General features: G+C 49.7%; 28 protein-coding genes. 13 read left to right on the plus strand and 15 right to left on the minus strand.

The genetic code is table 11. The annotated features are described in order from the left end of the window. Positions 1–201: 201 nt before the first annotated feature. Genes yeaY through yoaA form a run of 3 tightly spaced genes read right to left on the minus strand, consistent with a single transcriptional unit; the run spans position 202 to position 3,485 of the window. A complete protein-coding gene (gene yeaY / locus QUF14_RS10875; protein WP_000290576.1) occupies positions 202–783 on the minus strand; it encodes a Slp family lipoprotein YeaY in 582 nt (193 codons plus the stop codon). 38 nt (positions 784–821) lie between these two features. Next, positions 822–1,517 (minus strand): tRNA (adenosine(37)-N6)-threonylcarbamoyltransferase complex dimerization subunit type 1 TsaB, encoded by a 696-nt coding sequence (gene tsaB, locus QUF14_RS10880; RefSeq protein WP_001220971.1) that lies wholly within the window; start codon positions 1,515–1,517, stop codon positions 822–824. Between the two features lie 57 nt (positions 1,518–1,574). Continuing rightward, on the minus strand, positions 1,575–3,485 hold the full coding sequence (gene yoaA / locus QUF14_RS10885; RefSeq protein ID WP_000128867.1) for a DNA repair helicase YoaA: 1,911 nt from the start codon (positions 3,483–3,485) through the stop codon (positions 1,575–1,577). A gap of 131 nt (positions 3,486–3,616) precedes the next feature. On the opposite strand from yoaA, the gene QUF14_RS10890 reads away from it, so the two are divergent. Both QUF14_RS10890 and QUF14_RS10895 read left to right on the plus strand, forming a co-directional pair. Beyond that, positions 3,617–3,961, plus strand: coding sequence for a RidA family protein (locus tag QUF14_RS10890; RefSeq protein WP_001354727.1), 345 nt, complete (start codon positions 3,617–3,619; stop codon positions 3,959–3,961). A gap of 421 nt (positions 3,962–4,382) precedes the next feature. Then, positions 4,383–4,682 carry a DUF1889 family protein gene (locus QUF14_RS10895; protein WP_001111985.1) on the plus strand — a complete coding sequence of 100 codons (300 nt, stop codon included), beginning with the start codon at positions 4,383–4,385 and terminating at the stop codon, positions 4,680–4,682. Positions 4,683–4,801: 119 nt separating this feature from the next. Here QUF14_RS10895 and QUF14_RS10900 read toward each other — a convergent pair whose 3' ends face one another. Then, complete coding sequence (locus QUF14_RS10900) at positions 4,802–4,981, minus strand: YoaH family protein (protein WP_000457334.1); 180 nt, start codon at positions 4,979–4,981, stop codon at positions 4,802–4,804. Positions 4,982–5,054: 73 nt separating this feature from the next. Here QUF14_RS10900 and pabB point away from each other — a divergent pair, with 73 nt between their 5' ends. The 4 genes from pabB to pdeD all read left to right on the plus strand — a co-directional run bounded on the left by pabB (position 5,055) and on the right by pdeD (position 10,275). Further along, positions 5,055–6,416, plus strand: a complete 1,362-nt coding sequence (gene pabB, locus QUF14_RS10905) for an aminodeoxychorismate synthase component 1 (RefSeq protein ID WP_000855010.1) — start codon at positions 5,055–5,057, stop codon at positions 6,414–6,416. A 3-nt stretch (positions 6,417–6,419) separates the two neighbouring features. Continuing rightward, positions 6,420–6,998 (plus strand): CoA pyrophosphatase, encoded by a 579-nt coding sequence (locus QUF14_RS10910; protein ID WP_000456707.1) that lies wholly within the window; start codon positions 6,420–6,422, stop codon positions 6,996–6,998. 183 nt (positions 6,999–7,181) lie between these two features. Beyond that, positions 7,182–8,546, plus strand: a complete 1,365-nt coding sequence (gene sdaA, locus QUF14_RS10915) for an L-serine ammonia-lyase (protein WP_000624298.1) — start codon at positions 7,182–7,184, stop codon at positions 8,544–8,546. Positions 8,547–8,676: 130 nt separating this feature from the next. Further along, the gene (gene pdeD / locus QUF14_RS10920) at positions 8,677–10,275 is read left to right on the plus strand and encodes a cyclic di-3',5'-guanosine monophosphate phosphodiesterase PdeD (RefSeq protein ID WP_024212061.1); all 1,599 of its coding nucleotides are present in this window, start codon (positions 8,677–8,679) and stop codon (positions 10,273–10,275) included. Between the two features lie 3 nt (positions 10,276–10,278). Here the strand turns inward: pdeD and yoaE are convergent, their stop codons facing one another. After that, positions 10,279–11,835: a CNNM family cation transport protein YoaE gene (gene yoaE / locus QUF14_RS10925; protein WP_000394976.1), complete on the minus strand. Its 1,557-nt coding sequence runs from the start codon at positions 11,833–11,835 to the stop codon at positions 10,279–10,281. Then, the gene (locus tag QUF14_RS10930; protein WP_269218577.1) at positions 11,823–11,981 is read right to left on the minus strand and encodes a protein YoaL; all 159 of its coding nucleotides are present in this window, start codon (positions 11,979–11,981) and stop codon (positions 11,823–11,825) included. The genes yoaE and QUF14_RS10930 overlap by 13 nt, the downstream gene beginning before the upstream one ends. A gap of 316 nt (positions 11,982–12,297) precedes the next feature. On the opposite strand from QUF14_RS10930, the gene manX reads away from it, so the two are divergent. From manX to mntP, 5 genes are all read left to right on the plus strand, one after another. Continuing rightward, positions 12,298–13,269, plus strand: a complete 972-nt coding sequence (gene manX, locus QUF14_RS10935) for a PTS mannose transporter subunit IIAB (RefSeq protein WP_000150546.1) — start codon at positions 12,298–12,300, stop codon at positions 13,267–13,269. Positions 13,270–13,331: 62 nt separating this feature from the next. Further along, on the plus strand, positions 13,332–14,132 hold the full coding sequence (gene manY, locus QUF14_RS10940) for a PTS mannose transporter subunit IIC (protein WP_000406926.1): 801 nt from the start codon (positions 13,332–13,334) through the stop codon (positions 14,130–14,132). A 12-nt stretch (positions 14,133–14,144) separates the two neighbouring features. Further along, positions 14,145–14,996, plus strand: a complete 852-nt coding sequence (gene manZ, locus QUF14_RS10945) for a PTS mannose transporter subunit IID (RefSeq protein ID WP_000228655.1) — start codon at positions 14,145–14,147, stop codon at positions 14,994–14,996. Between the two features lie 54 nt (positions 14,997–15,050). Next, the gene (locus tag QUF14_RS10950) at positions 15,051–15,509 is read left to right on the plus strand and encodes a DUF986 family protein (protein ID WP_000156289.1); all 459 of its coding nucleotides are present in this window, start codon (positions 15,051–15,053) and stop codon (positions 15,507–15,509) included. Positions 15,510–15,937: 428 nt separating this feature from the next. Beyond that, positions 15,938–16,504 (plus strand): manganese efflux pump MntP, encoded by a 567-nt coding sequence (gene mntP, locus QUF14_RS10955; protein WP_001353153.1) that lies wholly within the window; start codon positions 15,938–15,940, stop codon positions 16,502–16,504. Here the strand turns inward: mntP and rlmA are convergent. The 5 genes from rlmA to mgrB form a co-directional block, all read right to left on the minus strand. Then, positions 16,501–17,310 carry a 23S rRNA (guanine(745)-N(1))-methyltransferase gene (gene rlmA / locus QUF14_RS10960; RefSeq protein WP_000010111.1) on the minus strand — a complete coding sequence of 270 codons (810 nt, stop codon included), beginning with the start codon at positions 17,308–17,310 and terminating at the stop codon, positions 16,501–16,503. The genes mntP and rlmA overlap by 4 nt on opposite strands. A gap of 165 nt (positions 17,311–17,475) precedes the next feature. Beyond that, positions 17,476–17,685, minus strand: coding sequence for a transcription antiterminator/RNA stability regulator CspE (gene cspE, locus QUF14_RS10965; protein WP_001062678.1), 210 nt, complete (start codon positions 17,683–17,685; stop codon positions 17,476–17,478). A 12-nt stretch (positions 17,686–17,697) separates the two neighbouring features. Then, complete coding sequence (locus QUF14_RS10970; protein ID WP_001295496.1) at positions 17,698–17,841, minus strand: DUF2627 domain-containing protein; 144 nt, start codon at positions 17,839–17,841, stop codon at positions 17,698–17,700. A gap of 669 nt (positions 17,842–18,510) precedes the next feature. Continuing rightward, on the minus strand, positions 18,511–18,798 hold the full coding sequence (locus QUF14_RS10975) for a YebO family protein (protein ID WP_001006868.1): 288 nt from the start codon (positions 18,796–18,798) through the stop codon (positions 18,511–18,513). A gap of 74 nt (positions 18,799–18,872) precedes the next feature. Continuing rightward, complete coding sequence (mgrB, locus tag QUF14_RS10980; protein WP_000714550.1) at positions 18,873–19,016, minus strand: PhoP/PhoQ regulatory lipoprotein MgrB; 144 nt, start codon at positions 19,014–19,016, stop codon at positions 18,873–18,875. Between the two features lie 158 nt (positions 19,017–19,174). Here mgrB and QUF14_RS10985 point away from each other — a divergent pair, with 158 nt between their 5' ends. Next, positions 19,175–19,414, plus strand: coding sequence for a YobH family protein (locus tag QUF14_RS10985; protein WP_001211002.1), 240 nt, complete (start codon positions 19,175–19,177; stop codon positions 19,412–19,414). A gap of 143 nt (positions 19,415–19,557) precedes the next feature. Here the strand turns inward: QUF14_RS10985 and kdgR are convergent, their stop codons facing one another. Beyond that, positions 19,558–20,349, minus strand: coding sequence for a DNA-binding transcriptional regulator KdgR (kdgR, locus tag QUF14_RS10990; RefSeq protein WP_001262182.1), 792 nt, complete (start codon positions 20,347–20,349; stop codon positions 19,558–19,560). 176 nt (positions 20,350–20,525) lie between these two features. On the opposite strand from kdgR, the gene QUF14_RS10995 reads away from it, so the two are divergent. After that, positions 20,526–21,899 (plus strand): MFS transporter, encoded by a 1,374-nt coding sequence (locus QUF14_RS10995; protein WP_001354729.1) that lies wholly within the window; start codon positions 20,526–20,528, stop codon positions 21,897–21,899. A gap of 45 nt (positions 21,900–21,944) precedes the next feature. Here QUF14_RS10995 and htpX read toward each other — a convergent pair whose 3' ends face one another. The 3 genes from htpX to proQ all read right to left on the minus strand — a co-directional run bounded on the left by htpX (position 21,945) and on the right by proQ (position 25,784). Beyond that, positions 21,945–22,826, minus strand: a complete 882-nt coding sequence (gene htpX / locus QUF14_RS11000) for a protease HtpX (RefSeq protein WP_000984517.1) — start codon at positions 22,824–22,826, stop codon at positions 21,945–21,947. 191 nt (positions 22,827–23,017) lie between these two features. Then, a complete protein-coding gene (gene prc / locus QUF14_RS11005; protein WP_001055790.1) occupies positions 23,018–25,066 on the minus strand; it encodes a carboxy terminal-processing peptidase in 2,049 nt (682 codons plus the stop codon). A gap of 19 nt (positions 25,067–25,085) precedes the next feature. Then, a complete protein-coding gene (gene proQ / locus QUF14_RS11010) occupies positions 25,086–25,784 on the minus strand; it encodes an RNA chaperone ProQ (protein ID WP_000431368.1) in 699 nt (232 codons plus the stop codon). Positions 25,785–25,809: the final 25 nt, after the last annotated feature.

Below are 25,809 nucleotides of genomic sequence, written 5' to 3' on the forward strand. Positions count from 1 at the left end.
TTCACCTCTAAAATGCGTGTTCGTCGTCATCGCAACCCCAAATGATATACATGCCGTTAACATAATATTAACTCATCATACCAGCTTGATGATTACCCAACGAAAAGGTTGCGAAGCGCGTCACTATTTATTTTTATCTTTACCGTAAGAATGCAGAAACAGCGGACCAGCCGCTGTTTCTTTTTCTTTAAAAACAAGCAATTATTCAGTTACAACAGTTTGTACTCTCGCGGGGCCGGGATTATACCAGCCCCATCCACCGTAGCCATAGGGCCAGCCACGACCGCCATAAAACCATGGATCAATCGGCTGAGGCGGCATAATCACCTGCTGGGTTAAATGCCAACGTTTGTAACCCGTTACCTGCATCACCATAAATTTATAGGGCGTGTTGCCGATTTTGCCGTCAACCGCACCGGTGATTGGTCCAACTACCGTGACCAATTGTCCACGAAAATCTACCGGATCCAGAAAACCGTTCACATCGGCATAAATGCGACCGCGAGAAGGTTCTCCCAAAGTTGGTCTGGCTCCGCTGTCGAGCGGTACGGTAGCAATTTCCAGGCGGGTTTTCCCTTGCTGGTTTTGTACCGCAACCACTTTGCCGCCAAAGCGTGCCTCCTGACCAACGTACAGCTGCGGCGCACTCATCACCCGAACTAAATCTTGTTGCGGCGTGGGACTGCTGCCTTTAATGGCATCCGGCACAGTAACACAACCGCTCAGCATTAGCGCAAACGTACCTGCCAGTATGCCTTTGATAACATTCTTTTGAACCGCCATGATGCGACTCCTTTTTTCTCAGGGCATACTCTTAAGATTCATTCTTTGCCCGGAAGTTTCTTCCATGCGACGTTGTTACGTAAATAAACCGGTTCGGCATGTTCCACCGCCACCGTTTTACCCTCGGCAAACATCTGACAAGCAATCGGCAGCATATCTTCTGCAGCGGGCAGTAACACTTCGCCATCGCGCAGGGCCAAACCGTTCTCTTTACCGAGATCCGGCCAGGCTTGCCAGCCCGTCCCTACCGTCACCCATTCGCCGGAAAGCTGTTGCATCCGTTCATGAACGAGTTCAGGTTTGAGTACGGCTTCGGTTTCTTCACCGTGCCAGATACCATTTTCATCACGCTGATATTCGGCCCAGTAAACTTCGCCCATTCGCGCGTCAATGGCTGCCAGCACGCGGGTTGCGCCGTTTTTGCGCCACGCCCCTTGCGCCATCGTCATTAGCGTGGAGACGCCAATCATCGGTAATTCCGCGCCAAGCGCCAGCCCTTGCGCAATGCCAATACCAATGCGCACGCCGGTAAAGCTACCGGGGCCGCGCCCGTAAGCCAGAGCATTTATGTCCGTCAGGGAAGTTCCGCTGGTGGTCAGGATATCCTGCACCATCGGTAAGATTCGTTGAGTATGTTCACGAGGGCAAAGCTCAAAATGAGCGTTGACAGTACCGTCGTTCCACAGGGCGACAGAGCAGGCCTCTGTCGCGGTATCGATAGCCAGAATTCGCATGGGTCTTCGTGCTTAGATCAATAAAAAGGCGCGCATCATACCATACTCCATCACAAATTACCTGGAGGATGGTATCGCAAGGAAACGAACCGCACGGGCAATGTCACGGGTGCGCGGCGCTGGCGGCAGACTGGCGAGAAACGTCGCGCCGTAAGGGCGCATCACCAGCCGATTGTCGCAAATCACCAAAACCCCTCGATCGTCGGCGTCGCGAATCAGTCGCCCTACCCCCTGCTTGAGAGTAATGACCGCATCCGGCAGCTGTACTTCATCGAACGGGTCGCCTCCGCGCAAACGGCAATCTTCCATGCGCGCTTTTAATAGTGGATCATCCGGTGAGGTAAACGGCAACTTGTCGATAATCACCAATGACAATGTATCGCCACGCACATCCACCCCTTCCCAGAAGCTGCTGGTTGCCACAAGCAGCGCGTTACCGGCGCTGACAAATTGCTGCAACAGTTGCCCTTTGCTGGTTTCCCCCTGCAACAAAACGGGAAGCGTCATGGTAGCGCGGAACTGCTCGGCCAGATCGCGCATCATGGCGTGCGAGGTACAAAGCATAAAACAACGACCGTTGTTAGCTTCGATGATCGGTCGCAACATTGCCGCCAGTTGCCGTGCGGAGCCCGGTTGATTGGTTTGCGGCAGGTTGCGCGGCACACAGAGTAACGCCTGGCGGCTGTAATCAAACGGGCTGGGTAACAGCAACGACTCTGCCTGTTCAATGCCAAGCCGCGAGGTAAAATGATGCAGATCGTCATTCACCGACAGCGTTGCTGAGGTAAAGATCCAGCTACCTGGTTTTAGCGCCATTAATTCTTTGAATTTATCCGCCACGCTGAGCGGCGTGAGTGCCAGAGTAAAATGGCGCGAAGTGCATTCGTACCAGTAGCTGTAGCCCGGCTGATTGATCTCTTTTAGCCGTTTCAGCCGCGTACGATACAACGTGGCGCGCTCAAATGCCGCATCCAGCAAGGCGGAACGCCCCAGCGACAGTTTCGCCACGTCATAACAAAGTTCCAGGGTGTCATCGAGCAGTAAAAATGCTCGCTGAATTTGCGGATTAGCTAACAGTTCGCGCAGGTTGCCACGATAACCTGGCTCACCTAATTGAAGGCGAAAATCCTGCGCGCTCTGGGCAAGGCGGTCGGCGCACTTTTGTAACTGCTGGGTGTCTTTTAATTCGGTGCGGTAGGCGATGGTGATGTCTTTTGCCAGGTCGAGCAGTTGTCGACTGGAGAATGACTGACCAAAATACTGGCTGGCAATGTCAGGCAGTTGGTGGGCTTCGTCGAAGATCATCACGTCAGCTTCCGGGATCAGTTCGCCAAATCCACTCTCTTTCACCACCATATCCGCCAGAAACAGATGATGGTTTACCACCACCACATCGGCGTCCATCGCTTTTTTGCGTGCTTTAACCACAAAGCAATCTTTATACATCGGGCAATCGCTGCCAAGACAGTTGTCGTTGGTGCTGGTGACCAACGGCCACGCCTGCGAATCTTCCGCCACGCTGACGCAGGTGCTGATATCGCCATCTACCGTCTGATTGGACCAGGAGCGCAGCAGGATCACATCGCTTAAGATTTGTACCGGCAAATCGCCGCCCGCCAGCGCCTGCTGTTCCAGTCGTTCGAGGCAGAGATAGTTTGAGCGCCCTTTCAGCAACGCCACGTTGCCCGTGTATTTCAACGCCTTTGAGACCGTTGGCAAATCGCGGCTGTAGAGCTGATCCTGCAACGCTTTTGAGCCGGTCGAGATAATGACTTTCTTTTTCGCCCGCAGCGCAGGGGCCAGGTAAGCGTAGGTTTTGCCCGTACCGGTTCCGGCTTCCACCACCAGCGGCTGGCTTTTTTCTATCGCCTGGGTGACGGCTACCGCCATCTGTCGCTGTGGTTCTCGCGGCTTAAAGCCTGGTATTGCTTTCGCCAGCTGACCATCTGGTGCAAAATCGTCCGTCACACTACCCCCTGTTGATTTGAACAGGGATTATGTCAGGATGAGGGCGCTTTCGCCAGTTGAAGTGGTGACGGCGACCTCACATTGTGGCAGTCTTTGCAGCACGAAAATGGAAGTATAATGAGGACAAAATGATGACTATCGTTCGTATCGACGCCGAAGCCCGCTGGTCTGATGTCGTGATCCACAACAACACTCTCTACTATACGGGTGTGCCGGAAAACCTTGACGCCAATGCCTTTGAGCAAACCGCCAACACGCTGGCGCAGATTGACGCCGTGCTGGAAAAACAGGGCAGCAATAAATCGAGCATTCTGGATGCCACCATTTTCCTGGCTGATAAAAACGACTTCGCGGCGATGAATAAAGCGTGGGATGCCTGGGTTGTCGCGGGTCATGCGCCGGTGCGCTGCACGGTACAAGCGGGTTTGATGAACCCGAAGTATAAAGTTGAAATTAAGATTGTGGCTGCGGTGTAAGCTTTATCGAAGCAAAATAAGTCAGACGATAATTTATCGATAATACTGGTCGGTTTTACATAAATCGACCAGAGATTAAGATATTACTGTTGATGCTCCTGCTAATTCATTATTTATTTTTATAATTTCAATTTTAGCTATAAAACTAACTATATAAATAAACATAACAATGCCGTTGTGTTCGCCCTTCGATTAGCATCTCTGGTTTTCTTTCTTAGCTGAACAATCTGGTTATAGCGTGAGAACTGACCGTTAATTTTCTCCCTCTTACTGGATAACACACCATGAGCTGCTACCTTTAAAACACCTGAATGTCAACAGGTTAACTCGTGCCATATCGTTATAATCCCTTTGATATTAGATGCAAATTAAGGTCATATATAGCCTTATCGATAACATGGTTAATTTTAAGGATAAGAATATGCCTGCTGTAATAGATAAAGCCCTGGATTTCATTGGTGCCATGGATGTATCAGCGCCAACACCAAGTTCGATGAATGAAAGCACGGCGAAGGGAATCTTTAAATATTTGAAAGAACTGGGAGTACCCGCGAGTGCCGCTGATATTACGGCGCGAGCTGACCAGGAAGACTGGAACCCTGGGTTCACGGAAAAAATGGTTGGATGGGCAAAAAAAATGGAGTCTGGTGAACGCTCTGTGATTAAAAATCCTGAATACTTTTCAACATATATGCAGGAAGAACTAAAAGCACTGGTCTGAGTAAAATTTACATCAGCATAAATTGGTCAGGACGCTTTTAATCACATATGAAAAGCGTCCTTTTTCTCACAATCAAATAATCATCGGCTTCTATAACGAAAGCGATACGGGTTAGTGTGTTACTCGTCTTCATCCTCAAAACGCGCCACGATTCGCTCGCCGGAATGGTTGGCACGCAGCTCTTCTGCCACCAACGCGATTGCCTGGCCGCTGCTCATCCCTTGAGCCATCAGTTCCTGGATCCGCTCGACAGCTTTTTGCTGCTGTTCATGGGTGAGTGAAGGTAAACCTGCAAACATTGTTAACTCCTGCTAAATTGTTGGCGCTAATTATTTCATGCTACCCGGCACATAGCCAGTAGAGTCAGGACTAATGAAGACGTTATCTCCCGCTGTGATTACTTTACCCTGGCGTCAGGACGCCGCTGAATTTTATTTCTCCCGCTTAAGTCACCTGCCGTGGGCGATGCTTTTACACTCCGGCTATGCCGATCATCCATATAGCCGCTTTGATATTGTGGTCGCCGAGCCGATTTGCACTTTAACCACTTTCGGTAAAGAAACCGTTGTTAGTGAAAGCGAAAAACGCACAACGACCACTGATGACCCGCTACAGGTGCTCCAGCAGGTGCTGGATCGCGCAGACATTCGCCCAGCGCATAACGAAGATTTGCCATTTCAGGGCGGCGCGCTGGGGTTGTTTGGCTACGATCTGGGCCGCCGTTTTGAGTCACTGCCAGAAATTGCGCAGCAAGATATCGTTCTGCCGGATATGGCTGTGGGTATCTACGACTGGGCGCTCATTGTCGACCACCAGCGTCAAACAGTTTCTTTGCTGAGTCATAATGATGTCAATGCCCGTCGGGCCTGGCTGGAAAGCCAGCAATTCTCGCCGCAGGAAGATTTCACGCTCACTTCCGACTGGCAATCCAATATGACCCGCGAGCTGTACGGCGAAAAATTTCGCCAGGTACAGGAATATCTGCACAGCGGTGATTGCTATCAGGTGAATCTCGCCCAGCGTTTCCATGCGACCTATTCTGGCGATGAATGGCAGGCATTCCTTCAGCTTAATCAGGCCAACCGCGCGCCATTTAGCGCTTTTTTACGTCTTGAACAGGGCGCGATTTTAAGCCTTTCGCCAGAGCGGTTTATTCTTTGTGATAATAGTGAAATCCAGACCCGCCCGATTAAAGGCACGCTACCACGCCTGCCCGATCCTCAGGAAGATAGCAAACAAGCAGAAAAACTGGCGAACTCAGCGAAAGATCGTGCCGAAAATCTGATGATTGTCGATTTAATGCGTAATGATATCGGTCGTGTTGCCGTAGCAGGTTCGGTAAAAGTACCAGAGCTGTTCGTGGTGGAACCCTTCCCTGCCGTGCATCATCTGGTCAGCACCATAACGGCGCAACTACCAGAACAGTTACACACCAGCGATCTGCTGCGCGCAGCTTTTCCTGGTGGCTCAATAACTGGAGCACCGAAAGTACGGGCTATGGAAATTATCGACGAACTGGAACCGCAGCGACGCAATGCCTGGTGCGGTAGCATTGGCTATTTGAGCTTTTGCGGCAACATGGATACCAGCATAACTATCCGCACGCTGACTGCCATTAACGGACAAATTTACTGCTCTGCGGGCGGTGGAATTGTCGCCGATAGCCAGGAAGAAGCGGAATATCAGGAAACTTTTGATAAAGTTAATAAGATATTACGCCAACTGGAGAAGTAAGACGTGGAATACCGTAGCCTGACGCTTGATGATTTTTTATTGCGCTTTCAACTTTTGCGCCCGCAAATTAACCGGGAAACCCTAAATCATCGTCAGGCTGCCGTGTTAATCCCCATCGTCCGTCGACCGCAACCGGGGTTGTTGCTGACTCAGCGTTCGATTCATCTGCGTAAACACGCCGGACAAGTGGCATTCCCTGGAGGTGCAGTCGATGACACGGACGCGTCAGTTATCGCCGCCGCGCTGCGCGAAGCTGAAGAAGAGGTCGCTATACCGCCTTCCGCCGTTGAAGTTATCGGCGTGCTGCCGCCCGTCGATAGCGTAACTGGCTACCAGGTAACCCCAGTGGTCGGCATTATCCCGCCCGATCTACCGTATCGCGCCAGTGAAGATGAAGTCTCCGCTGTGTTTGAAATGCCGCTCGCCCAGGCATTACATCTGGGTCGTTATCACCCTTTAGATATCTACCGCCGTGGCGATTCACATCGGGTATGGCTGTCCTGGTATGAACAGTATTTTGTATGGGGAATGACCGCAGGCATAATTCGTGAGCTGGCGCTGCAAATTGGTGTGAAACCCTGACTATACTTATCTTTACATCTACAAAACACTACTTGAGACAATCATCGCAATATTAGTTAAATCGCGGTTTTTGATTAGTTTAATTCATGTGAATAGTTAAGCCAGTCGCCGCGTTCCCTCTTACACTATGCGCTGTTATTCGTTCGTTACTGGAAGTCCAGTCACCTTGTCAGGAGTATTATCGTGATTAGTCTATTCGACATGTTTAAGGTGGGGATTGGTCCCTCATCTTCCCATACCGTAGGGCCTATGAAGGCGGGTAAACAGTTTGTCGATGATCTGGTCGAAAAAGGCTTACTGGATAGCGTTACTCGCGTTGCCGTGGACGTTTATGGTTCACTGTCGCTGACGGGTAAAGGCCACCACACCGATATCGCCATTATTATGGGTCTTGCAGGTAACGAACCTGCCACCGTGGATATCGACAGTATTCCCGGTTTTATTCGCGACGTAGAAGAGCGCGAACGTCTGCTGCTGGCACAGGGACGGCATGAAGTGGATTTCCCGCGCGACAACGGGATGCGTTTTCATAACGGCAACCTGCCGCTGCATGAAAACGGTATGCAAATCCACGCCTATAACGGCGATGAAGTCGTCTACAGCAAAACTTATTATTCCATCGGCGGCGGTTTTATCGTCGATGAAGAACACTTTGGTCAGGATGCAGCCAACGAAGTGAGCGTGCCGTATCCGTTCAAATCTGCCACCGAACTGCTCGCGTACTGTAATGAAACCGGCTATTCGCTGTCTGGTCTCGCTATGCAGAACGAACTGGCGCTGCACAGCAAGAAAGAGATCGATGAGTATTTCGCGCATGTCTGGCAAACCATGCAGGCATGTATCGATCGCGGGATGAACACCGAAGGCGTACTGCCAGGCCCGCTGCGCGTGCCGCGTCGTGCGTCGGCCCTGCGCCGGATGCTGGTTTCCAGCGATAAACTGTCTAACGATCCGATGAATGTCATTGACTGGGTAAACATGTTTGCGCTGGCAGTTAACGAAGAAAACGCCGCCGGTGGTCGTGTGGTAACTGCGCCAACCAACGGTGCTTGTGGCATTGTTCCGGCAGTGCTGGCTTATTATGACCACTTTATTGAATCGGTTAGCCCGGACATCTATACCCGTTACTTTATGGCTGCGGGCGCGATTGGTGCACTGTATAAAATGAACGCCTCTATTTCCGGTGCGGAAGTCGGTTGCCAGGGCGAAGTGGGTGTTGCCTGTTCAATGGCTGCTGCGGGCCTTGCCGAGCTGTTGGGCGGTAGCCCGGAACAGGTTTGTGTGGCAGCGGAAATTGGCATGGAGCACAACCTCGGTCTGACCTGTGACCCTGTTGCAGGGCAAGTTCAGGTGCCGTGCATTGAACGTAACGCCATTGCGTCAGTCAAGGCGATTAACGCCGCGCGGATGGCCCTGCGTCGCACCAGTGCGCCGCGCGTCTCGCTGGATAAAGTCATCGAAACGATGTACGAAACCGGTAAAGACATGAACGCCAAGTACCGCGAAACGTCTCGTGGTGGTCTGGCAATTAAAGTCCAGTGTGACTAATACTTTATCCTCGCCCATCTGCAACGGATGGGCGAATTTATCCCTGCTTTCTCGTCTGCTGTAATTTTCCCCACTACACTTCCACTGTTGCGTCAGGCGTTTGTCGCCATACGCTTACAGGGTGGCCCGCATGCAAAAAGCACAACGGATCATTAAAACCTATCGCCGTAATCGAATGATTGTTTGTACGATTTGCGCACTCGTTACGCTCGCTTCGACCCTGAGCGTGCGATTTATTTCACAGCGTAACTTAAATCAACAACGGGTAGTACAATTCGCCAATCACGCTGTAGAGGAATTAGATAAAGTACTGCTTCCCCTACAGGCAGGTAGCGAAGTCTTACTTCCGCTAATTGGTCTGCCCTGCTCTGTCGCCCATTTGCCATTACGTAAACAGGCGGCAAAACTCCAAACTGTGCGATCCATTGGCCTGGTGCAAGACGGCACACTTTATTGCTCCAGCATTTTTGGTTATCGCAATGTGCCCGTCGTGGACATTCTGGCTGAACTTCCTGCACCGCAACCACTTTTACGACTGACGACCGACCATGCCCTGATTAAAGGCAGTCCGGTTTTGATTCAATGGACGCCTGCAGCGGGCAGCAGCAATGCTGGGGTCATGGAGATGATCAACATCGACTTACTGGCGGCAATGCTGCTTGAGCCACAACTGCCGCAAATCAGTAGCGCCAGCCTGACGGTGGACGATCGGCATTTGCTCTATGGTAATGGGCTGGTAGATTCCCTTCCGCAACCTGAAGACAATGAAAACTATCATGTTTCTTCGCAACGCTTTCCTTTTACCATTAACGTTAATGGTCCGGGGGCTACGGCGCTGGCATGGCACTATCTTCCAACACAATTACCGCTGGCGGTGCTGCTAAGTTTACTTGTGGGCTATATCGCCTGGCTGGCGACCGCTTACCGGATGAGTTTTTCCCGTGAAATCAATCTGGGCCTGGCGCAACATGAGTTCGAATTGTTCTGCCAGCCTTTGCTTAATGCGCGCAGCCAGCAATGTATTGGTGTAGAGATTTTGCTGCGCTGGAACAATCCACGTCAGGGCTGGATTTCACCGGATGTGTTTATTCCTATCGCGGAAGAACATCATTTAATTGTGCCACTGACCCGCTATGTGATGGCAGAAACCATCCGTCAGCGGCATGTTTTCCCAATGAGTAGTCAGTTTCATATTGGCATTAACGTCGCACCCAGCCATTTTCGCCGTGGTGTGCTGATAAAAGATCTCAATCAGTACTGGTTTAGCGCTCACCCGATTCAGCAACTAATCCTCGAAATCACCGAACGCGATGCCTTACTGGATGTTGATTATCGGATTGCCCGCGAGCTGCATCGTAAAAACGTCAAACTGGCGATTGATGACTTCGGCACCGGCAACAGTTCATTTTCCTGGCTTGAAACATTACGTCCTGACGTGCTGAAAATTGATAAGTCATTTACCGCAGCTATAGGTTCTGACGCGGTTAACTCGACGGTGACCGATATCATCATCGCACTGGGGCAAAGACTGAATATTGAACTGGTGGCGGAGGGTGTGGAAACACAAGAACAGGCGAAGTATTTGCGCCGTCATGGCGTGCATATTTTGCAAGGGTATTTGTACGCACAGCCGATGCCGCTACGTGATTTTCCCAAATGGCTGGCGGGCAGCCAACCGCCGCCCGCCCGGCATAATGGACATATCACGCCCGTTATGCCGTTACGTTAACGCTTACTCATCTTCATCGTGCGCCGGTTGCTCTTTAACAATGCGAACCAGATCAACACGATAATCATTGGCTTCAATGATGGTGATATGCAGTGGCCCTACATCAATCACATCGCCCACACGGGGAATGTGACCATTTGCCGAGATCACGAGGCCCGCGACCGTCGCGATATCATCGTCATCGGCAAGGTGCTCAACATCAAGCGCCTGCTGCAAGGCATGCAAATCTGTACCGCCTTTTACCAGCCAGCCGTCACCATCGGTAATGATTTCCGGCGTTTCGTCAGCGTCCGGGAATTCACCCGCAATGGCTTCCAGCACATCCAGCGGCGTGACCAGGCCTTGTACCACACCAAACTCGTTGGTCACGATAACGAAGCTCCCGCGAGCACGACGCAGCACGCCCAGTAGGTTGATCGGGTCAAGGGTTTCAGGGACGATAATCGCCGGAGACGCCGAAGCAATCGCCGCCACATCAACACCTTCTTCGAGCGCCACCAGCAGTTCTTTAGCACGTACGATACCGATGATTTCATCCAGTTCACCGCGACATACCGGGAACAGACTGTGCGGTGAGGAGAGCAGCTGCTCACGGATTTCATCCACCCCGAGATTAGCGTCAACCCAACTTATTTCACCGCGCGGCGTCATGATCCCGCGCAGAGAACGCGACGCCAGCGTCAGTACGCCGTTAATCATGTAACGTTCTTCTTCGGCAAACGCACCTTCCGGTACCGGGATAGGCATCGGGTTATCGGCATCGTGCTGAACATTGGCCTGACGTTTCCCCCCCATCAAACGCAGGATGGCATCGGCAGTACGCGCACGCAGCGGCAAAGTCGACTGGTGACGAATAAAGTTGCGACGCGCAATCTGGTTAAACACTTCGATGATGATCGAGAAGCCAATCGCGGCATACAGGTAACCTTTCGGAATGTGGAAACCGAAACCTTCTGCCACCAGACTCAGACCAATCATTAACAGGAAGCTCAGACAGAGCACCACTACCGTTGGATGCTGATTAACAAATCGCGTCAGCGGTTTCGATGCCAGCAACATGACCGCCATCGCAATCACCACCGCAGCCATCATCACCGGTAGATGGTTAACCATCCCTACAGCAGTAATCACCGCATCCAACGAGAAGACGGCGTCAAGGATGACGATCTGTGTGACGACCACCCAGAAACTGGCGTAGCCTTTACCGTGGCCGGAATCATGATCGCGGTTTTCCAGCCGTTCATGCAGTTCGGTTGTTGCTTTGAACAGCAAGAATATCCCCCCGAACAACATAATCAGGTCGCGTCCGGAGAAGGAGAAATCCATGACGGTAAAGAGCGGTTTGGTCAGCGTGACCATCCATGAAATCAGCGACAGCAGCCCCAGACGCATAATCAGCGCCAGTGATAATCCCAGCAAACGCGCTTTATCGCGTTGTTTTGGCGGCAGTTTGTCAGCAAGAATGGCGATGAAGACCAGGTTATCGATACCCAGCACAATTTCGAGAACAACAAGCGTGAGTAGCCCCGCCCAAATTGAGGGGTCCATTAAGAATTCCATGACAAGCTCCTGCTTAAGGAATAGCTATTCGGCGCCAGAAATAATGCAGGCGTAACGACAAAAGGCAAACGAAAGGTGCGGCATAAAGTGCCAGAAAAGCAGGCGTTAAAAGGCCTGATGCTGAAATGACGTCGGTGACGATCCATACTGCGGGCTACTGCCCTATACTCCATGGTTGTTAAACGGGAGTTAAACATATCAGAGACACATCTGATTTGGCAAAGATTTACCTTCCTTTGCAAACGAATGTGACAAGGATATTTTACCTTTCGAAATTTCTGCTAATCGAAAGTTAAATTACGGATCTTCATCACATAAAATAATTTTTTCGATATCTAAAATAAATCGCGAAACGCAGGGGTTTTTGGTTGTAGCCCTTATCTGAATCGATTCGATTGTGGACGACGATTCAAAAATACATCTGGCACGTTGAGGTGTTAACGATAATAAAGGAGGTAGCAAGTGACCATTGCTATTGTTATAGGCACACATGGTTGGGCTGCAGAGCAGTTGCTTAAAACGGCAGAAATGCTGTTAGGCGAGCAGGAAAACGTCGGCTGGATCGATTTCGTTCCAGGTGAAAATGCCGAAACGCTGATTGAAAAGTATAACGCTCAGTTGGCAAAACTCGACACCACTAAAGGCGTGCTGTTTCTCGTTGATACATGGGGAGGCAGCCCGTTCAATGCTGCCAGCCGCATTGTCGTCGACAAAGAGCATTATGAAGTCATTGCAGGCGTTAACATTCCAATGCTCGTGGAAACGTTAATGGCCCGTGATGATGACCCAAGCTTTGATGAACTGGTGGCACTGGCAGTAGAAACAGGCCGTGAAGGCGTGAAAGCACTAAAAGCCAAACCGGTTGAAAAAGCCGCGCCAGCCCCCGCTGCCGCTGCCCCAAAAACGGCTCCAACTCCGGCAAAACCAATGGGACCAAACGACTACATGGTCATCGGTCTTGCGCGTATCGACGACCGTCTGATTCACGGTCAAGTCGCTACCCGCTGGACTAAAGAAACCAATGTCTCCCGTATTATTGTTGTTAGTGATGAAGTGGCTGCGGATACCGTTCGTAAGACACTGCTCACCCAGGTTGCACCTCCGGGCGTAACAGCGCACGTGGTTGATGTCGCCAAAATGATTCGCGTCTACAACAACCCGAAATATGCTGGCGAACGCGTAATGCTGTTATTTACCAACCCTACAGATGTTGAGCGTCTCGTTGAAGGCGGCGTGAAAATCACCTCTGTTAACGTCGGTGGTATGGCATTCCGTCAGGGTAAAACCCAGGTGAATAACGCGGTTTCGGTTGATGAAAAAGATATCGAGGCGTTCAAGAAACTGAATGCGCGCGGTATTGAGCTGGAAGTCCGTAAGGTTTCCACCGATCCGAAACTGAAAATGATGGATCTGATCAGCAAAATCGATAAGTAACGTATTGTGTTGATTATCACTCAGTTTTCACACTTAAGTCTTACGTAAACAGGAGAAGTACAATGGAGATTACCACTCTTCAAATTGTGCTGGTATTTATCGTAGCCTGTATCGCAGGTATGGGATCAATCCTCGATGAATTTCAGTTTCACCGTCCGCTAATCGCGTGTACCCTGGTGGGTATCGTTCTTGGGGATATGAAAACCGGTATTATTATCGGTGGTACGCTGGAAATGATCGCGCTGGGCTGGATGAACATCGGTGCTGCCGTTGCGCCTGACGCCGCTCTGGCTTCTATCATTTCTACCATTCTGGTTATTGCAGGTCATCAGAGCATTGGTGCGGGTATCGCACTGGCAATCCCTCTGGCCGCTGCGGGCCAGGTACTGACCATCATCGTTCGTACTATTACCGTTGCTTTCCAGCACGCTGCGGATAAGGCTGCAGATAACGGCAACCTGACAGCGATTTCCTGGATCCACGTTTCTTCTCTGTTCCTGCAAGCAATGCGTGTGGCTATTCCAGCCGTCATCGTTGCGCTGTCTGTTGGTACCAGCGAAGTACAGAACATGCTGAATGCGATTCCGGAAGTGGTAACCAATGGTCTGAATATCGCCGGTGGCATGATCGTGGTGGTTGGTTATGCGATGGTTATCAACATGATGCGTGCTGGCTACCTGATGCCGTTCTTCTACCTCGGCTTCGTAACCGCAGCATTCACCAACTTTAACCTGGTTGCTCTGGGTGTGATTGGTACTGTTATGGCAGTGCTCTACATCCAACTTAGCCCGAAATACAACCGCGTAGCCGGTGCGCCTGCTCAGGCAGCTGGTAACAACGATCTCGATAACGAACTGGACTAACAGGTGAGCGAAATGGTTGATACAACTCAAACTACCACCGAGAAAAAACTCACTCAAAGTGATATTCGTGGCGTCTTCCTGCGTTCTAACCTCTTCCAGGGTTCATGGAACTTCGAACGTATGCAGGCACTGGGTTTCTGCTTCTCTATGGTACCGGCAATTCGTCGCCTCTACCCTGAGAACAACGAAGCTCGTAAACAAGCTATTCGCCGTCACCTGGAGTTCTTTAACACCCAGCCGTTCGTGGCTGCGCCGATTCTCGGCGTAACCCTGGCGCTGGAAGAACAGCGTGCTAATGGCGCAGAGATCGATGACGGTGCTATCAACGGTATCAAAGTCGGTTTGATGGGGCCGCTGGCTGGTGTAGGCGACCCGATCTTCTGGGGAACCGTACGTCCGGTATTTGCAGCACTGGGTGCCGGTATCGCAATGAGCGGCAGCCTGTTAGGTCCGCTGCTGTTCTTCATCTTGTTTAACCTGGTGCGTCTGGCAACCCGTTACTACGGCGTAGCGTATGGTTACTCCAAAGGTATCGATATCGTTAAAGATATGGGTGGCGGCTTCCTGCAAAAACTGACGGAAGGGGCGTCTATTCTCGGCCTGTTTGTCATGGGGGCATTGGTTAACAAGTGGACACATGTCAACATCCCGCTGGTTGTCTCTCGCATTACTGACCAGACGGGCAAAGAACACGTTACCACTGTCCAGACTATTCTTGACCAGTTAATGCCGGGCCTGGTACCACTGCTGCTGACCTTTGCTTGTATGTGGCTGCTGCGCAAAAAAGTTAACCCGCTGTGGATCATCGTTGGCTTCTTCGTCATCGGTATCGCTGGTTACGCTTGCGGCCTGCTGGGACTGTAAGACTGTTGTACACTACCGGGGCCTTTTGGCCCCGTTTTTTTATCTGGAGGATTAATGACAATCACGGACCTGGTACTGATTCTTTTCATCGCCGCACTCCTGACCTTCGCGATCTACGATCAGTTCATCATGCCCCGCCGCAACGGCCCCACCCTGCTGGCAATTCCTTTGCTCCGACGTGGCCGCATCGACAGCGTTATCTTCGTAGGACTGATTGTCATTCTTATCTATAACAACGTCACGAATCATGGCGCGCAAATAACGACATGGTTATTAAGTGCACTGGCTCTAATGGGGTTTTATATTTTCTGGATCCGCGTTCCGAAGATCATCTTTAAACAAAAAGGTTTTTTCTTCGCCAATGTCTGGATTGAATATAGTCGAATTAAAGCGATGAACTTGTCTGAAGATGGCGTGTTAGTGATGCAATTAGAACAGCGCCGGCTGTTAATCCGCGTTCGAAATATCGACGACCTGGAGAAAATTTATAAACTTCTTGTTTCCATTCAATAAGTTATGAATTTAGCCAAAGCTATGTTTGCTGTATTTTAAATAATCAGACATAGCTTAGGCTATATTATCCCATCCCTTATTTGTTATTTATTTTAACGTTTCATTGATATATAAATCTAAATGAAAATCGTTATCAATTAACTACTGAAATAATATATCCCAACAGTTGTTTTATATTCTAAAAATATGTTAATGTTGCGCCCTCATTTGGGGAGTAGCCGATTTCCAGATTCCGGAAATGTACGTGTCAACATACTCGTTGCAAAACGTGGCACGTACGGACTGAACACTTTCAGTCAGGCGAGACCATATGCACATCAATCGCTATGCCTGCATGAACGCGAAAATCATCGCGGTTTGTTGTTCATGTATGCATGTTTGCTGGGGGCGATGATGTGTTTTATGGATACCCCGGTCAGGACGTTGTCATGAATATCACTGCTACTGTTCTTCTTGCGTTTGGTATGTCGATGGATGCATTTGCTGCATCAATCGGTAAAGGTGCCACCCTCCATAAACCGAAATTTTCTGAAGCTTTGCGAACTGGCCTTATTTTTGGTGCCGTCGAAACCCTGACGCCGCTGATCGGCTGGGGAATGGGCATGTTAGCCAGCCGGTTTGTCCTTGAATGGAACCACTGGATTGCGTTTGTGCTGCTGATATTCCTCGGCGGGCGAATGATTATTGAGGGTTTTCGTGGCGCAGATGATGAAGATGAAGAACCGCGCCGTCGACACGGTTTCTGGCTACTGGTAACCACCGCGATTGCCACCAGCCTGGATGCCATGGCTGTGGGTGTTGGTCTCGCCTTCCTGCAGGTCAACATTATCGCGACCGCATTGGCCATTGGTTGTGCAACCTTGATTATGTCGACATTAGGGATGATGGTTGGTCGCTTTATTGGCTCAATTATTGGGAAAAAAGCAGAAATTCTCGGCGGGTTGGTGCTGATCGGCATCGGCGTCCAGATCCTCTGGACGCACTACCACGGTTAATAAGAGCGCTGCCAGAGGTGAATATTAAAGTCCGTCTGGCAGTCAAACACTTCTTTTGCTGCCAGCGTTTGCCAGACTTCTGGCTTCGCACGCCAGGCAAACGGCGTCATCTGCAATAACGCGACGGCTTCGTCACCGCGAAGACGCATCGGATAACACAACTCATCACTCTGCTGTAATGTAAAACCTTCCAGTTGTTCTGCATGAGGTGCATGAAGATGTACTTCATTGTAAATCAGCCCCTTCAGCTCCATCAAATGTCGCGGTCCCGGCGTAGCTGTAATGATCCAACCGCCGGGCTTCACTACGCGCGCTAATTCTTCTGCTTTACACGGCGCATAGATGCGAATAATGGCGTTCATGCTGGCATCGGCAAACGGCAAACGGTGACTGGAAGCGACACAAAAAGTGACCTGCGGATAGCGTTTTGCCGCAGCTTTGATCGCCACCTTCGAGACATCCAGACCAAACGTGGTGATTTCGGGCAACGCATCGGCAAATGCGTGTGTGTAATACCCTTCACCACAGCCGATATCCAGCACCGCCGTGGCCGTTTCATCAAGCTGTTCCCGCAGTTGGGCAACAATTGCATCACGCAGCGGCTGATAATGTCCGGCATCTAAGAATGCGCGTCGTGCTTGCATCATTTCCGCGCTGTCGCCCGGATCACGAGACCGTTTATGCTGAACGGGCAGCAGATTGACATACCCTTCTTTCGCCATATCAAACTGATGTCGCTGGGGACAGATATAGCTGTTTTTTTCACGCGAAAGAGGCTGATGGCAAAGTGGACAGGAAAACGACATGACAACTCCGGCAGGATACTAAAGGCCGCAAGTGTAACGCGAATCACGCGGCGGGCAAATATCCGAATGCCAGGAGCGAAGATAAAGCAAAGTAAAAAGCCTCGCATTCGACGAGGCTTTATAGCGAGATTGAAGCGTATTCACACTTCAGATCAGTGGATTCGATCAGATAGCTGTTACGTTAACAGCTGCCGGACCTTTCTGGCCGTCCTGAATTTCGAACTCAACGTTCTGACCTTCAGCCAGAGTTTTGAAGCCATTACCCTGGATAGCGGAGAAGTGTACGAACACGTCTTTGCTGCCATCAGCCGGAGTAATGAAGCCAAAACCTTTAGACTCGTTGAACCACTTAACCTGACCTTTAATCTTTGCCATTTGAAAAATTCCTTAGATTGTTTTCTTCGCCCGCAGGCATAACATAGATAAAACTGACACATTACTGCATGAGGCACCAATATAAGGCTCGGCAGAGAAGCGGTATTCAACGTCAACGTGTTTACTCAGGACTTCTTTACTGAAAATGCCACACATAAACAGAACTGTACCTCGTTTAACCCGAAATCTGTTATCACATACAACGTTAATTATGGCAAGCCATTTTTAAACATGTCTCGATCAGACGCACAAATCTCGATACGTCTTCCACTTTTTTTGCACACTTATGCAACGGAATACGCGCCGATATATCATTGTGCTTAACCTTGCCAGTTCAGGCAGATACTTAAACTGACGTATTTTCTAACATAGTTCAATAAGTTCAGTTGTTCCAGGCCAATGGGAGAAGTTATTACATAGTGCGTGCAATATCACATTTTCTGCTATGCAATGAATAAAAAGTTATATCACTTTTTCTCATAAAACAGTCAGTTAACGGCTATCAATCACCCCAAAGAGAAGTCAATCGCCAAAGGTATTGTAAATTTAAAATAAGAAAAATTGATGAATGCGCAAAAAAATCAAGAGAGAAACGTTTCGCTAATAAATAATAACACGCTTAATCACAAATCCGATGTAAACATCCTAATAAATTAATGGGCTAAATATCTTTTTCTGATATCCCGTTACGCAAATAAATAATATGATAATTATTTGAAGTCAGACCAGAGTTTTAATTTGAAGCAGTTGCACCATGACAGTGCGTATAATCAGGATGAATGGAGTAACCCTTCAACGACGGGGTTACTCAAGATTGAGGAAGGATTACCGTTCGGCGACCAGACGAATAATATCTCCGTCTTCAACCGATTTTTGACTCTCAACGGTCTTTTTATCTTCTTTCTCAGGTTCGTTTGCTTCGCACAAACGACGTAACAGTGCATTTTGACGTTTTTGCTGATCCAGCAACGCCTCAAGCAGTTCAATCTGTTCGTTAGTTCGTGAACTGGCACGATTGATAAAAAACCACAAGATGAGCCCGATAAGAAGAACCACCACCGATACAACCAAAGACGCAATGTTCATCACGCCTGAATTTACAACTTCGTTCATTTCACCACCTCTGAGTAGAGGCGCTATTCTACCACTGCTGGAGAGGAAGAAAATCTAGTGCTGAAAAAATGATATCACCACGGGATAAACTGGTTAATGGCACAAATTCCGCTGAAAAATTGTACATCCTGATCGCACATCATGTTGAATACCTGCGCCCAAAGCAGCAAGCAAGCCAACACCACGACAACCAGAACGACCCATCGAAACTTTTTCACTCCAATCTCCGTTTCACCTACCTTATGTCATTAAACTAGCATGTGTTAGTTAAACAGCGCCTAACTATGTCGATATTCGTGCTTTTTCAGAATGAGTCGCTTGCTTCAGCGCATATTGCCGCTACGATTAAGCGAACATAAAAAGAGAAGAGGTTGTAATGCGATTCATCATTCGCACAGCTATGCTGATAGCACTGGTATGGATAGGATTATTACTCAGCGGATATGGCGTTTTGATTGGAAGCAAAGAGAATGCCGCGGGATTAGGTTTGCAATGTACCTATCTGACCGCCAGAGGCACCAGCACGGTACAATACCTGCACACTAAAAGTGGTTTTCTGGGGATAACAGATTGCCCGTTGTTACGTAAAAGCAATATTGTGGTCGATAATGGTTAAGGGTAATAAATAACCAGATTCTCACTCATAAGTAAAATATTCTTATCGCAAGTGCGTTTAATATAACGCCACCTTCAACTTTATTTTTCTCATGCTAAATAAAGAACCTGTCTGTTTGATATTCAGACAGGTTCTTACTCTCATCAGAACGGATAGTCGTGATAACCCATTTGTGCAGAAATTTTGCGCGCCGCGGTATGCAACATTGCGACATATTCCTGTAAACGCTCTTCAGAGAAACGCAACGTCGGGAAGGAGATGCTCAGACCGGCAATGACCACGCCAAAGCGATCAAATACCGGAACCGCAATGCAACGCAGTCCTTCTTCCTGCTCTTCGTTATCTTCGCCATACCCCTGCTCGCGCACCTGGTCCAGAACGGGTAATAACGCTTCTGTACTGGTGATGGTCCGTTCGGTACTGCGTTTATACTCCACGCCCTCAAGAATTTGCTTCACTTCATCGCGATCGCGCCATGCCAGCAGTACCTTACCAATCGCGGTGCTGTACAGCGGATTACGACGCCCAATCCGTGAATACATGCGCAAATTGTACATAGAGTCAATTTTGTGGATGTAAACAATACTGTCTTCGTCCAGAGCACCGAGGTGGATCGTTTCTTTGGTCAGGCGGGAGATCTCACGCATCTGGATATCTGCACTACGAATTAAATCGACGTTTTGTAACGCACGAGCGCCCAGTTCAAACAATTTCAGGGTCAGCGAATATTTCTCCGACTCCCCTTCCTGCGCCACATAACCCAAGGTTTTCATGGTCTGTAAAAAGCGATAAACGGTGCTTTTTGACATCATGACGCGCTGCGACAGCTCGGTTATCCCTATTTCGCGCTCTTCACCCAGCGCCTGCAAAATGCCAAAAACTTTCAGCACGGAAGATACAGAATCAGGCTGTTTATCCAGATCTGCGTTAGCCATTTATCACCTCATTGCGAGTGTTTTATAAAAATCAGAACTGTTTTTTATTATAATTTCGCACCTGGGTGGTCGCAATCCATCTTTTGCCGGTTAGTTACAATTCTGCGACATCCACCGTGAATATCAGTGCTAGAATCTTACCCCTGTTGATTATTCACCAAAGATATAAAATTCCTATGCCAAAAGTTCAGGCCGACGGCCTGCCGTTGCCCCAGCGATACGGTGCGATATTAACCATTGTGATTGGTATTTCGATGGCTGTGCTTGACGGCGCAATCGCCAACGTCGCCTTGCCAACAATCGCCACAGACCTTCATGCCACACCGGCCAGTTCCATCTGGGTAGTGAACGCCTATCAAATCGCCATTGTCATCTCCCTGCTCTCGTTTTCGTTTCTGGGCGATATGTTTGGCTATCGACGTATTTATAAATGCGGTCTGGTCGTTTTTCTGTTGTCTTCACTGTTCTGTGCCCTTTCTGATTCGCTACAAATGCTCACCCTTGCGCGTGTCATACAAGGTTTCGGCGGTGCAGCGTTGATGAGCGTTAATACCGCACTTATCCGCCTGATCTATCCACAACGTTTTCTGGGTAGAGGGATGGGCATAAACTCGTTTATTGTTGCCGTCTCTTCTGCTGCCGGGCCGACAATTGCTGCAGCAATCCTCTCCATCGCATCCTGGAAATGGTTATTTTTAATCAACGTACCGTTGGGTATTATCGCCCTGCTTCTGGCCATGCGTTTTCTGCCACCCAATGGCTCTCGTGCCAGTAAACCCCGTTTCGACCTGCCCAGCGCCGTGATGAACGCGTTAACCTTCGGCCTGCTTATTACTGCATTGAGTGGTTTCGCTCAGGGGCAATCGCTGACGTTGATTGGCGCGGAACTGGTGGTAATGGTTGTCGTTGGTATTTTCTTTATTCGCCGCCAGCTTTCTCTTCCCGTACCGCTGCTACCGGTGGATTTACTGCGTATCCCGCTGTTTTCACTTTCTATTTGCACATCTGTTTGCTCTTTCTGCGCACAAATGCTGGCAATGGTTTCCCTACCCTTTTACCTGCAAACCGTGCTCGGGCGTAGTGAAGTCGAAACAGGTTTACTTCTGACACCGTGGCCGTTAGCAACAATGGTGATGGCTCCGCTGGCAGGCTATTTGATTGAACGCGTACATGCAGGATTGCTGGGTGCTTTAGGGTTGTTCATCATGGCTGCGGGGCTTTTTTCCCTGGTTCTGCTGCCCGCGTCACCTGCGGATATCAATATTATCTGGCCGATGATCTTATGTGGCGCTGGATTTGGCTTATTCCAGTCACCCAATAACCACACCATTATTACCTCCGCTCCGCGCGAACGTAGCGGTGGGGCCAGTGGCATGTTAGGGACGGCTCGTCTATTGGGTCAGAGTAGTGGCGCGGCGCTGGTGGCGCTGATGCTAAATCAGTTTGGTGATAATGGTACACACGTCTCGCTGATGGCTGCGGCTATTCTGGCAGTGATTGCTGCCTGTGTCAGTGGCTTACGTATTACCCAGCCACGATCCAGGGCATAAAAAAAGCGCGTCGATCAGGACGCGCTTTTTAGTATTTACTTCATATTACTTCAGGTATTCACCCGTACGCAGAGCTTCAATACGTTTATCCAGCGGCGGGTGAGTCATGAACAACTCACTGAGCGATTTCGACTTCCCGTTAATACAGAAAGCCATCATGCTGGTTGCTTCTTGTGGTTCATAGCTGGTTTTCAGGCGTTGCAGCGCGGCAATCATTTTCTCACGACCAACCAGTTTTGCTGAACCCGCATCGGCGTGGAATTCACGGTGACGCGAGAACCACATGGTGATAATGCTCGCCAGAATACCAAACACCAGTTCCAGCACCGTCGCGACGGCAAAGTAGATCAGCGGGTTGCCGTTGCTCTCTTCACCTTCATCACGATTTCCGCCCATAAAACCCGCAGCAAGCTGCGCCAGAATACGGGAAATAAAGATAACGAAGGTGTTCACCACGCCCTGAATCAGCGTCATGGTGACCATATCACCATTGGCGATGTGACTGATTTCGTGAGCAATTACCGCCTCAGCTTCATCCGGGCTCATGTTCTGCAGCAAACCGGTGCTGACAGCAACCAGAGAGGCATCACGGCGCGCACCGGTTGCAAAAGCGTTGATGTCCGGCGCATGGTAGATAGCCACTTGCGGCATAGCGATCCCCGCCTGACGAGCCTGGGTTGCTACAGTATTGACCAGCCAACGTTCCCTTTCGTTACGCGGTTGCTCGATCACTTCCCCGCCAACAGATCGTAATGCCATCCATTTGGACATCAGAAGCGAAACGAAGGAACCACCAAAACCGAACAGCAAGGCCATGATCATCAGCCCCTGAACGCTGCTCGACTGTATCCCTGTCAGGCTCAGTACCAGCCCGAAAACGACCATTACGGCCAGGTTCGTTAGCAGGAAGAGCGCGATTCGCATCATAATTTTCTTTTTACCTCAGTTTAACAATACGCAATATGCGATACCCACATCGTATGGGTTACGCGACTATTTTCAAGTCTGGATAGTGCGTAAGTCACCAGAAAGACACAACTTTACATTTTCTAGCATCTGATTTACGGCATCTTGCCGCTGTTAAAAAATCAGGCACAATTTCTTGTGCCTGATTGATGTTACTTGACGGGAGCGGGTTGTTCCGCGGGTCTGGCTTTTTCAAGCTTCGCCAAATCGAGTGCGATATTCACCGTCTCATCCAGATAAGGATCCGGTTCCTGGTAATCTTTCGGTAGATCATCCAGCTTCTTCAACTCCGGTTTACCTTCGCGTTTAAAGCGTTCGTTCAAACGCGCCAGACGCGTCGCATCATCTTCATTATTCTCTTTCTCACGCACCGCGTAATTCAGAGAAACGATATTGCGCTTGTCCTTCATGGCGTTGAAGCGCGCGATATCCTTCATGATGTTCTGGAACTCAGGATCTTTCGCGATACGCGCATTATGCGCCTTCAGCAACTCCGGTTCAAAGGCCGTTAAATCGCCTGATTTCACATAGGTTGCAGCATCAATGCTATCCCACGGCAGCGCGTTATCTTCAAATTTCTCTCCCGTTTCCGTTTCTTCATTACCTGTCGGCATGATGATGTCTGGCGTTACGCCCTTACGTTGCGTACTGCCGCCGTTAACGCGATAGAATTTCTGGATCGTGTATTGAACAGAACCCAAAGCTGGCCATTCAGGACGTAACATCTGATCGTAAATACGGTTCAATGAACGGTACTGCTGGACAGTGCCTTTACCAAATGTCGGTTCACCCACAACCAGCGCACGACCGTAATCCTGCATTGCCGCAGCAAAGATTTCTGAAGCCGAAGCACTAAAGCGGTCAACCAGCACCACCAGCGGGCCTTTATAGAAGACCTGACCGTCGGTATCGCTGTCTTCACGAACTTTACCGTTGTTATCACGAACCTGAACAATCGGACCTGCAGGAATAAACAGGCCTGAAAGCGATACTGCCTCGGTCAACGCCCCACCGCCATTGCTACGCAGGTCGATGATCACACTGCTGACATTCTGTTTTTCCAGTTTCTGCAGTTGTACTTTGACATCATCTGTCAAACCCACATAGAAGCCAGGAATATCCAGCACGCCAACTTTCTCTTTACCGACGGTCTTCACCGACATTTTAACCGCGCGGTCTTCGAGGCGAATACGTTCACGGGTCAACGTTACAGTACGGGTCTTGGTCCCTTTACCAGCAGGTAAAATTTCCAGACGAACTTTACTGCCCTTCGGCCCTTTAATTAAGGCAACCACGTCATCAAGACGCCAGCCAATCACGTCAACCATCGGCTTGCCTGTTTGACCAACACCGACAATTTTGTCACCAACGCTGATAGCTTTACTCTTCGCTGCCGGGCCACCTGCCACCATCGAATTGATAACGGTGTAGTCATCATCCATTTGCAGCACTGCGCCAATACCTTCCAGCGACAAACTCATTTCAGTGTTGAACTGTTCGGTATTACGCGGGGAAAGATAGTTGGTATGCGGGTCTATTTCACGAGCAAACGCCGTCATTGCCAGCGAGAAAACATCTTCGCTGTTGGTTTGCGCCAGACGACGAATGGCAAATTTATAGCGTCGAGTCAGGGTTTCACGAATTTCTTTATCCGTTTTTCCTGTCAGCTTCAGGCTTAACTCGTCGAATTTGACTTTACTGTCCCACAGCGCGTTCAACTCAGCCTCGTTTTTCGGCCATGGAGCTTTGCTGCGGTCAAGGTTATAAGTGTCGTTGCCGGTAAAATCCATCGGCTTTTCCAGTACCGACAAAGCGTACTGGTAACGTTCAAAACGGCGCTTTTGCGCCAAATTGTAGAGATCGTAGAAAACGTCGAGTTTGCCTGAACGCAGTTCATCACCCAACTCGGTTTTCTTTTTTGCGAACTGTTCAACATCGCTTGCCAGCAGCACGTTGTGGCTGTAATCGAGCAGATTAAGGTAGCGGTCAAAGATTTTAGCCGAAAATGCCTGATCGAGGTCGAACTGGCGATAATGAGAACGGGTGAAGCGCGACGTTACGCGCTCACTCACCGTCGCATGCTGCGTCTCTTCCTTTAACACCGGAATTTGATCAGCACGCGTGATATCTTCTACAGCGAAGGTCTGGCCTGCTATTGCAAGCAGGCCAGCTAACGCGGTAAGCCTAAAAAACATGTTCATGCCTGGCCCGGCCTCCGTTTCAGAACACCAGGTGTTCTGCGCGCACAATCAAAGACATACCCGAATTCAGTTGGACGCGGACGCCGTCTTTGGTGATTTCTAATACGGTGGCATCCATCGCGTTTTGACCCGCTTTCACCTTCAGGGCTTGTCCGACAGTCAGAGCTGAAATGTCGGAAACTGGGGTGTGCTGTTCTTCGCGAGGTGCTTTTGCTGTTTTTGGCGCTTTCTCTACCGGCTTTTGCGCACGTGGTTTACGCTCAGCGCCTTCTTTGCGGCGTGGCGTGGTCGGACGTGGCTTGCGTTCACGGCGCGGTGCGTCTTCTTTCTCACCAGCAGCTGCGGCAGCTTCGCGTTTTTTCGCTTGCTGCTCAGCACGCTGTGCTTGAACACGTGCTTTCGCTTCTTCAAGCTGCTTGCGAGCATGCTCTACATGTTGCTCGTCCAGCTCACCGCATGGGTTGCCGTCAAGATCGACACGCGTTGCGCCGGGTTTAACACCGTAAAGGTAACGCCAGCTCGAGGTATAGAGACGTAAAGCGGATCGCAATTGCGTTTTGCTCAGGTTCATTTCCCCGGCAACACGATCGACCAAATCCTGAAAAATACCGATTTTCAGCGGACGCGCTTCACCTTCCGCACTGAAACAGTGGGGAAAACGTTCGGCCAGAAACGCGATTACTTCTTTACTGCTATTCAACTTAGGTTGATTTTCCATGAAATTTCCTGATTACAACGGACGT

It is taken from the genome of Escherichia sp. HH091_1A, assembly GCF_030295175.1.
Classification (GTDB): domain Bacteria; phylum Pseudomonadota; class Gammaproteobacteria; order Enterobacterales; family Enterobacteriaceae; genus Escherichia; species Escherichia coli_F.

Bases quoted from the DNA above. Each gene is read 5' to 3' on its own strand.
- QUF14_RS10895 (WP_001111985.1), top strand. From the start codon at position 4,383: ATGCCTGCTGTAATAGATAAAGCCCTGGATTTCATTGGTGCCATGGAT.
- mntP (WP_001353153.1), top strand. From the start codon at position 15,938: ATGAATATCACTGCTACTGTTCTTCTTGCGTTTGGTATGTCGATGGAT.
- QUF14_RS10890 (WP_001354727.1), top strand. From the start codon at position 3,617: ATGACTATCGTTCGTATCGACGCCGAAGCCCGCTGGTCTGATGTCGTG.
- kdgR (WP_001262182.1), bottom strand. From the start codon at position 20,349: ATGGCTAACGCAGATCTGGATAAACAGCCTGATTCTGTATCTTCCGTG.
- QUF14_RS10900 (WP_000457334.1), bottom strand. From the start codon at position 4,981: ATGTTTGCAGGTTTACCTTCACTCACCCATGAACAGCAGCAAAAAGCT.
- QUF14_RS10985 (WP_001211002.1), top strand. From the start codon at position 19,175: ATGCGATTCATCATTCGCACAGCTATGCTGATAGCACTGGTATGGATA.
- cspE (WP_001062678.1), bottom strand. From the start codon at position 17,685: ATGGCAAAGATTAAAGGTCAGGTTAAGTGGTTCAACGAGTCTAAAGGT.
- QUF14_RS10995 (WP_001354729.1), top strand. From the start codon at position 20,526: ATGCCAAAAGTTCAGGCCGACGGCCTGCCGTTGCCCCAGCGATACGGT.
- yoaE (WP_000394976.1), bottom strand. From the start codon at position 11,835: ATGGAATTCTTAATGGACCCCTCAATTTGGGCGGGGCTACTCACGCTT.
- prc (WP_001055790.1), bottom strand. From the start codon at position 25,066: ATGAACATGTTTTTTAGGCTTACCGCGTTAGCTGGCCTGCTTGCAATA.
- rlmA (WP_000010111.1), bottom strand. From the start codon at position 17,310: ATGTCGTTTTCCTGTCCACTTTGCCATCAGCCTCTTTCGCGTGAAAAA.
- tsaB (WP_001220971.1), bottom strand. From the start codon at position 1,517: ATGCGAATTCTGGCTATCGATACCGCGACAGAGGCCTGCTCTGTCGCC.
- QUF14_RS10930 (WP_269218577.1), bottom strand. From the start codon at position 11,981: ATGGATCGTCACCGACGTCATTTCAGCATCAGGCCTTTTAACGCCTGC.
- manY (WP_000406926.1), top strand. From the start codon at position 13,332: ATGGAGATTACCACTCTTCAAATTGTGCTGGTATTTATCGTAGCCTGT.
- QUF14_RS10950 (WP_000156289.1), top strand. From the start codon at position 15,051: ATGACAATCACGGACCTGGTACTGATTCTTTTCATCGCCGCACTCCTG.
- pabB (WP_000855010.1), top strand. From the start codon at position 5,055: ATGAAGACGTTATCTCCCGCTGTGATTACTTTACCCTGGCGTCAGGAC.
- proQ (WP_000431368.1), bottom strand. From the start codon at position 25,784: ATGGAAAATCAACCTAAGTTGAATAGCAGTAAAGAAGTAATCGCGTTT.
- QUF14_RS10975 (WP_001006868.1), bottom strand. From the start codon at position 18,798: ATGAACGAAGTTGTAAATTCAGGCGTGATGAACATTGCGTCTTTGGTT.
- manZ (WP_000228655.1), top strand. From the start codon at position 14,145: ATGGTTGATACAACTCAAACTACCACCGAGAAAAAACTCACTCAAAGT.
- yeaY (WP_000290576.1), bottom strand. From the start codon at position 783: ATGGCGGTTCAAAAGAATGTTATCAAAGGCATACTGGCAGGTACGTTT.
- QUF14_RS10970 (WP_001295496.1), bottom strand. From the start codon at position 17,841: ATGTGTGGCATTTTCAGTAAAGAAGTCCTGAGTAAACACGTTGACGTT.
- pdeD (WP_024212061.1), top strand. From the start codon at position 8,677: ATGCAAAAAGCACAACGGATCATTAAAACCTATCGCCGTAATCGAATG.
- htpX (WP_000984517.1), bottom strand. From the start codon at position 22,826: ATGATGCGAATCGCGCTCTTCCTGCTAACGAACCTGGCCGTAATGGTC.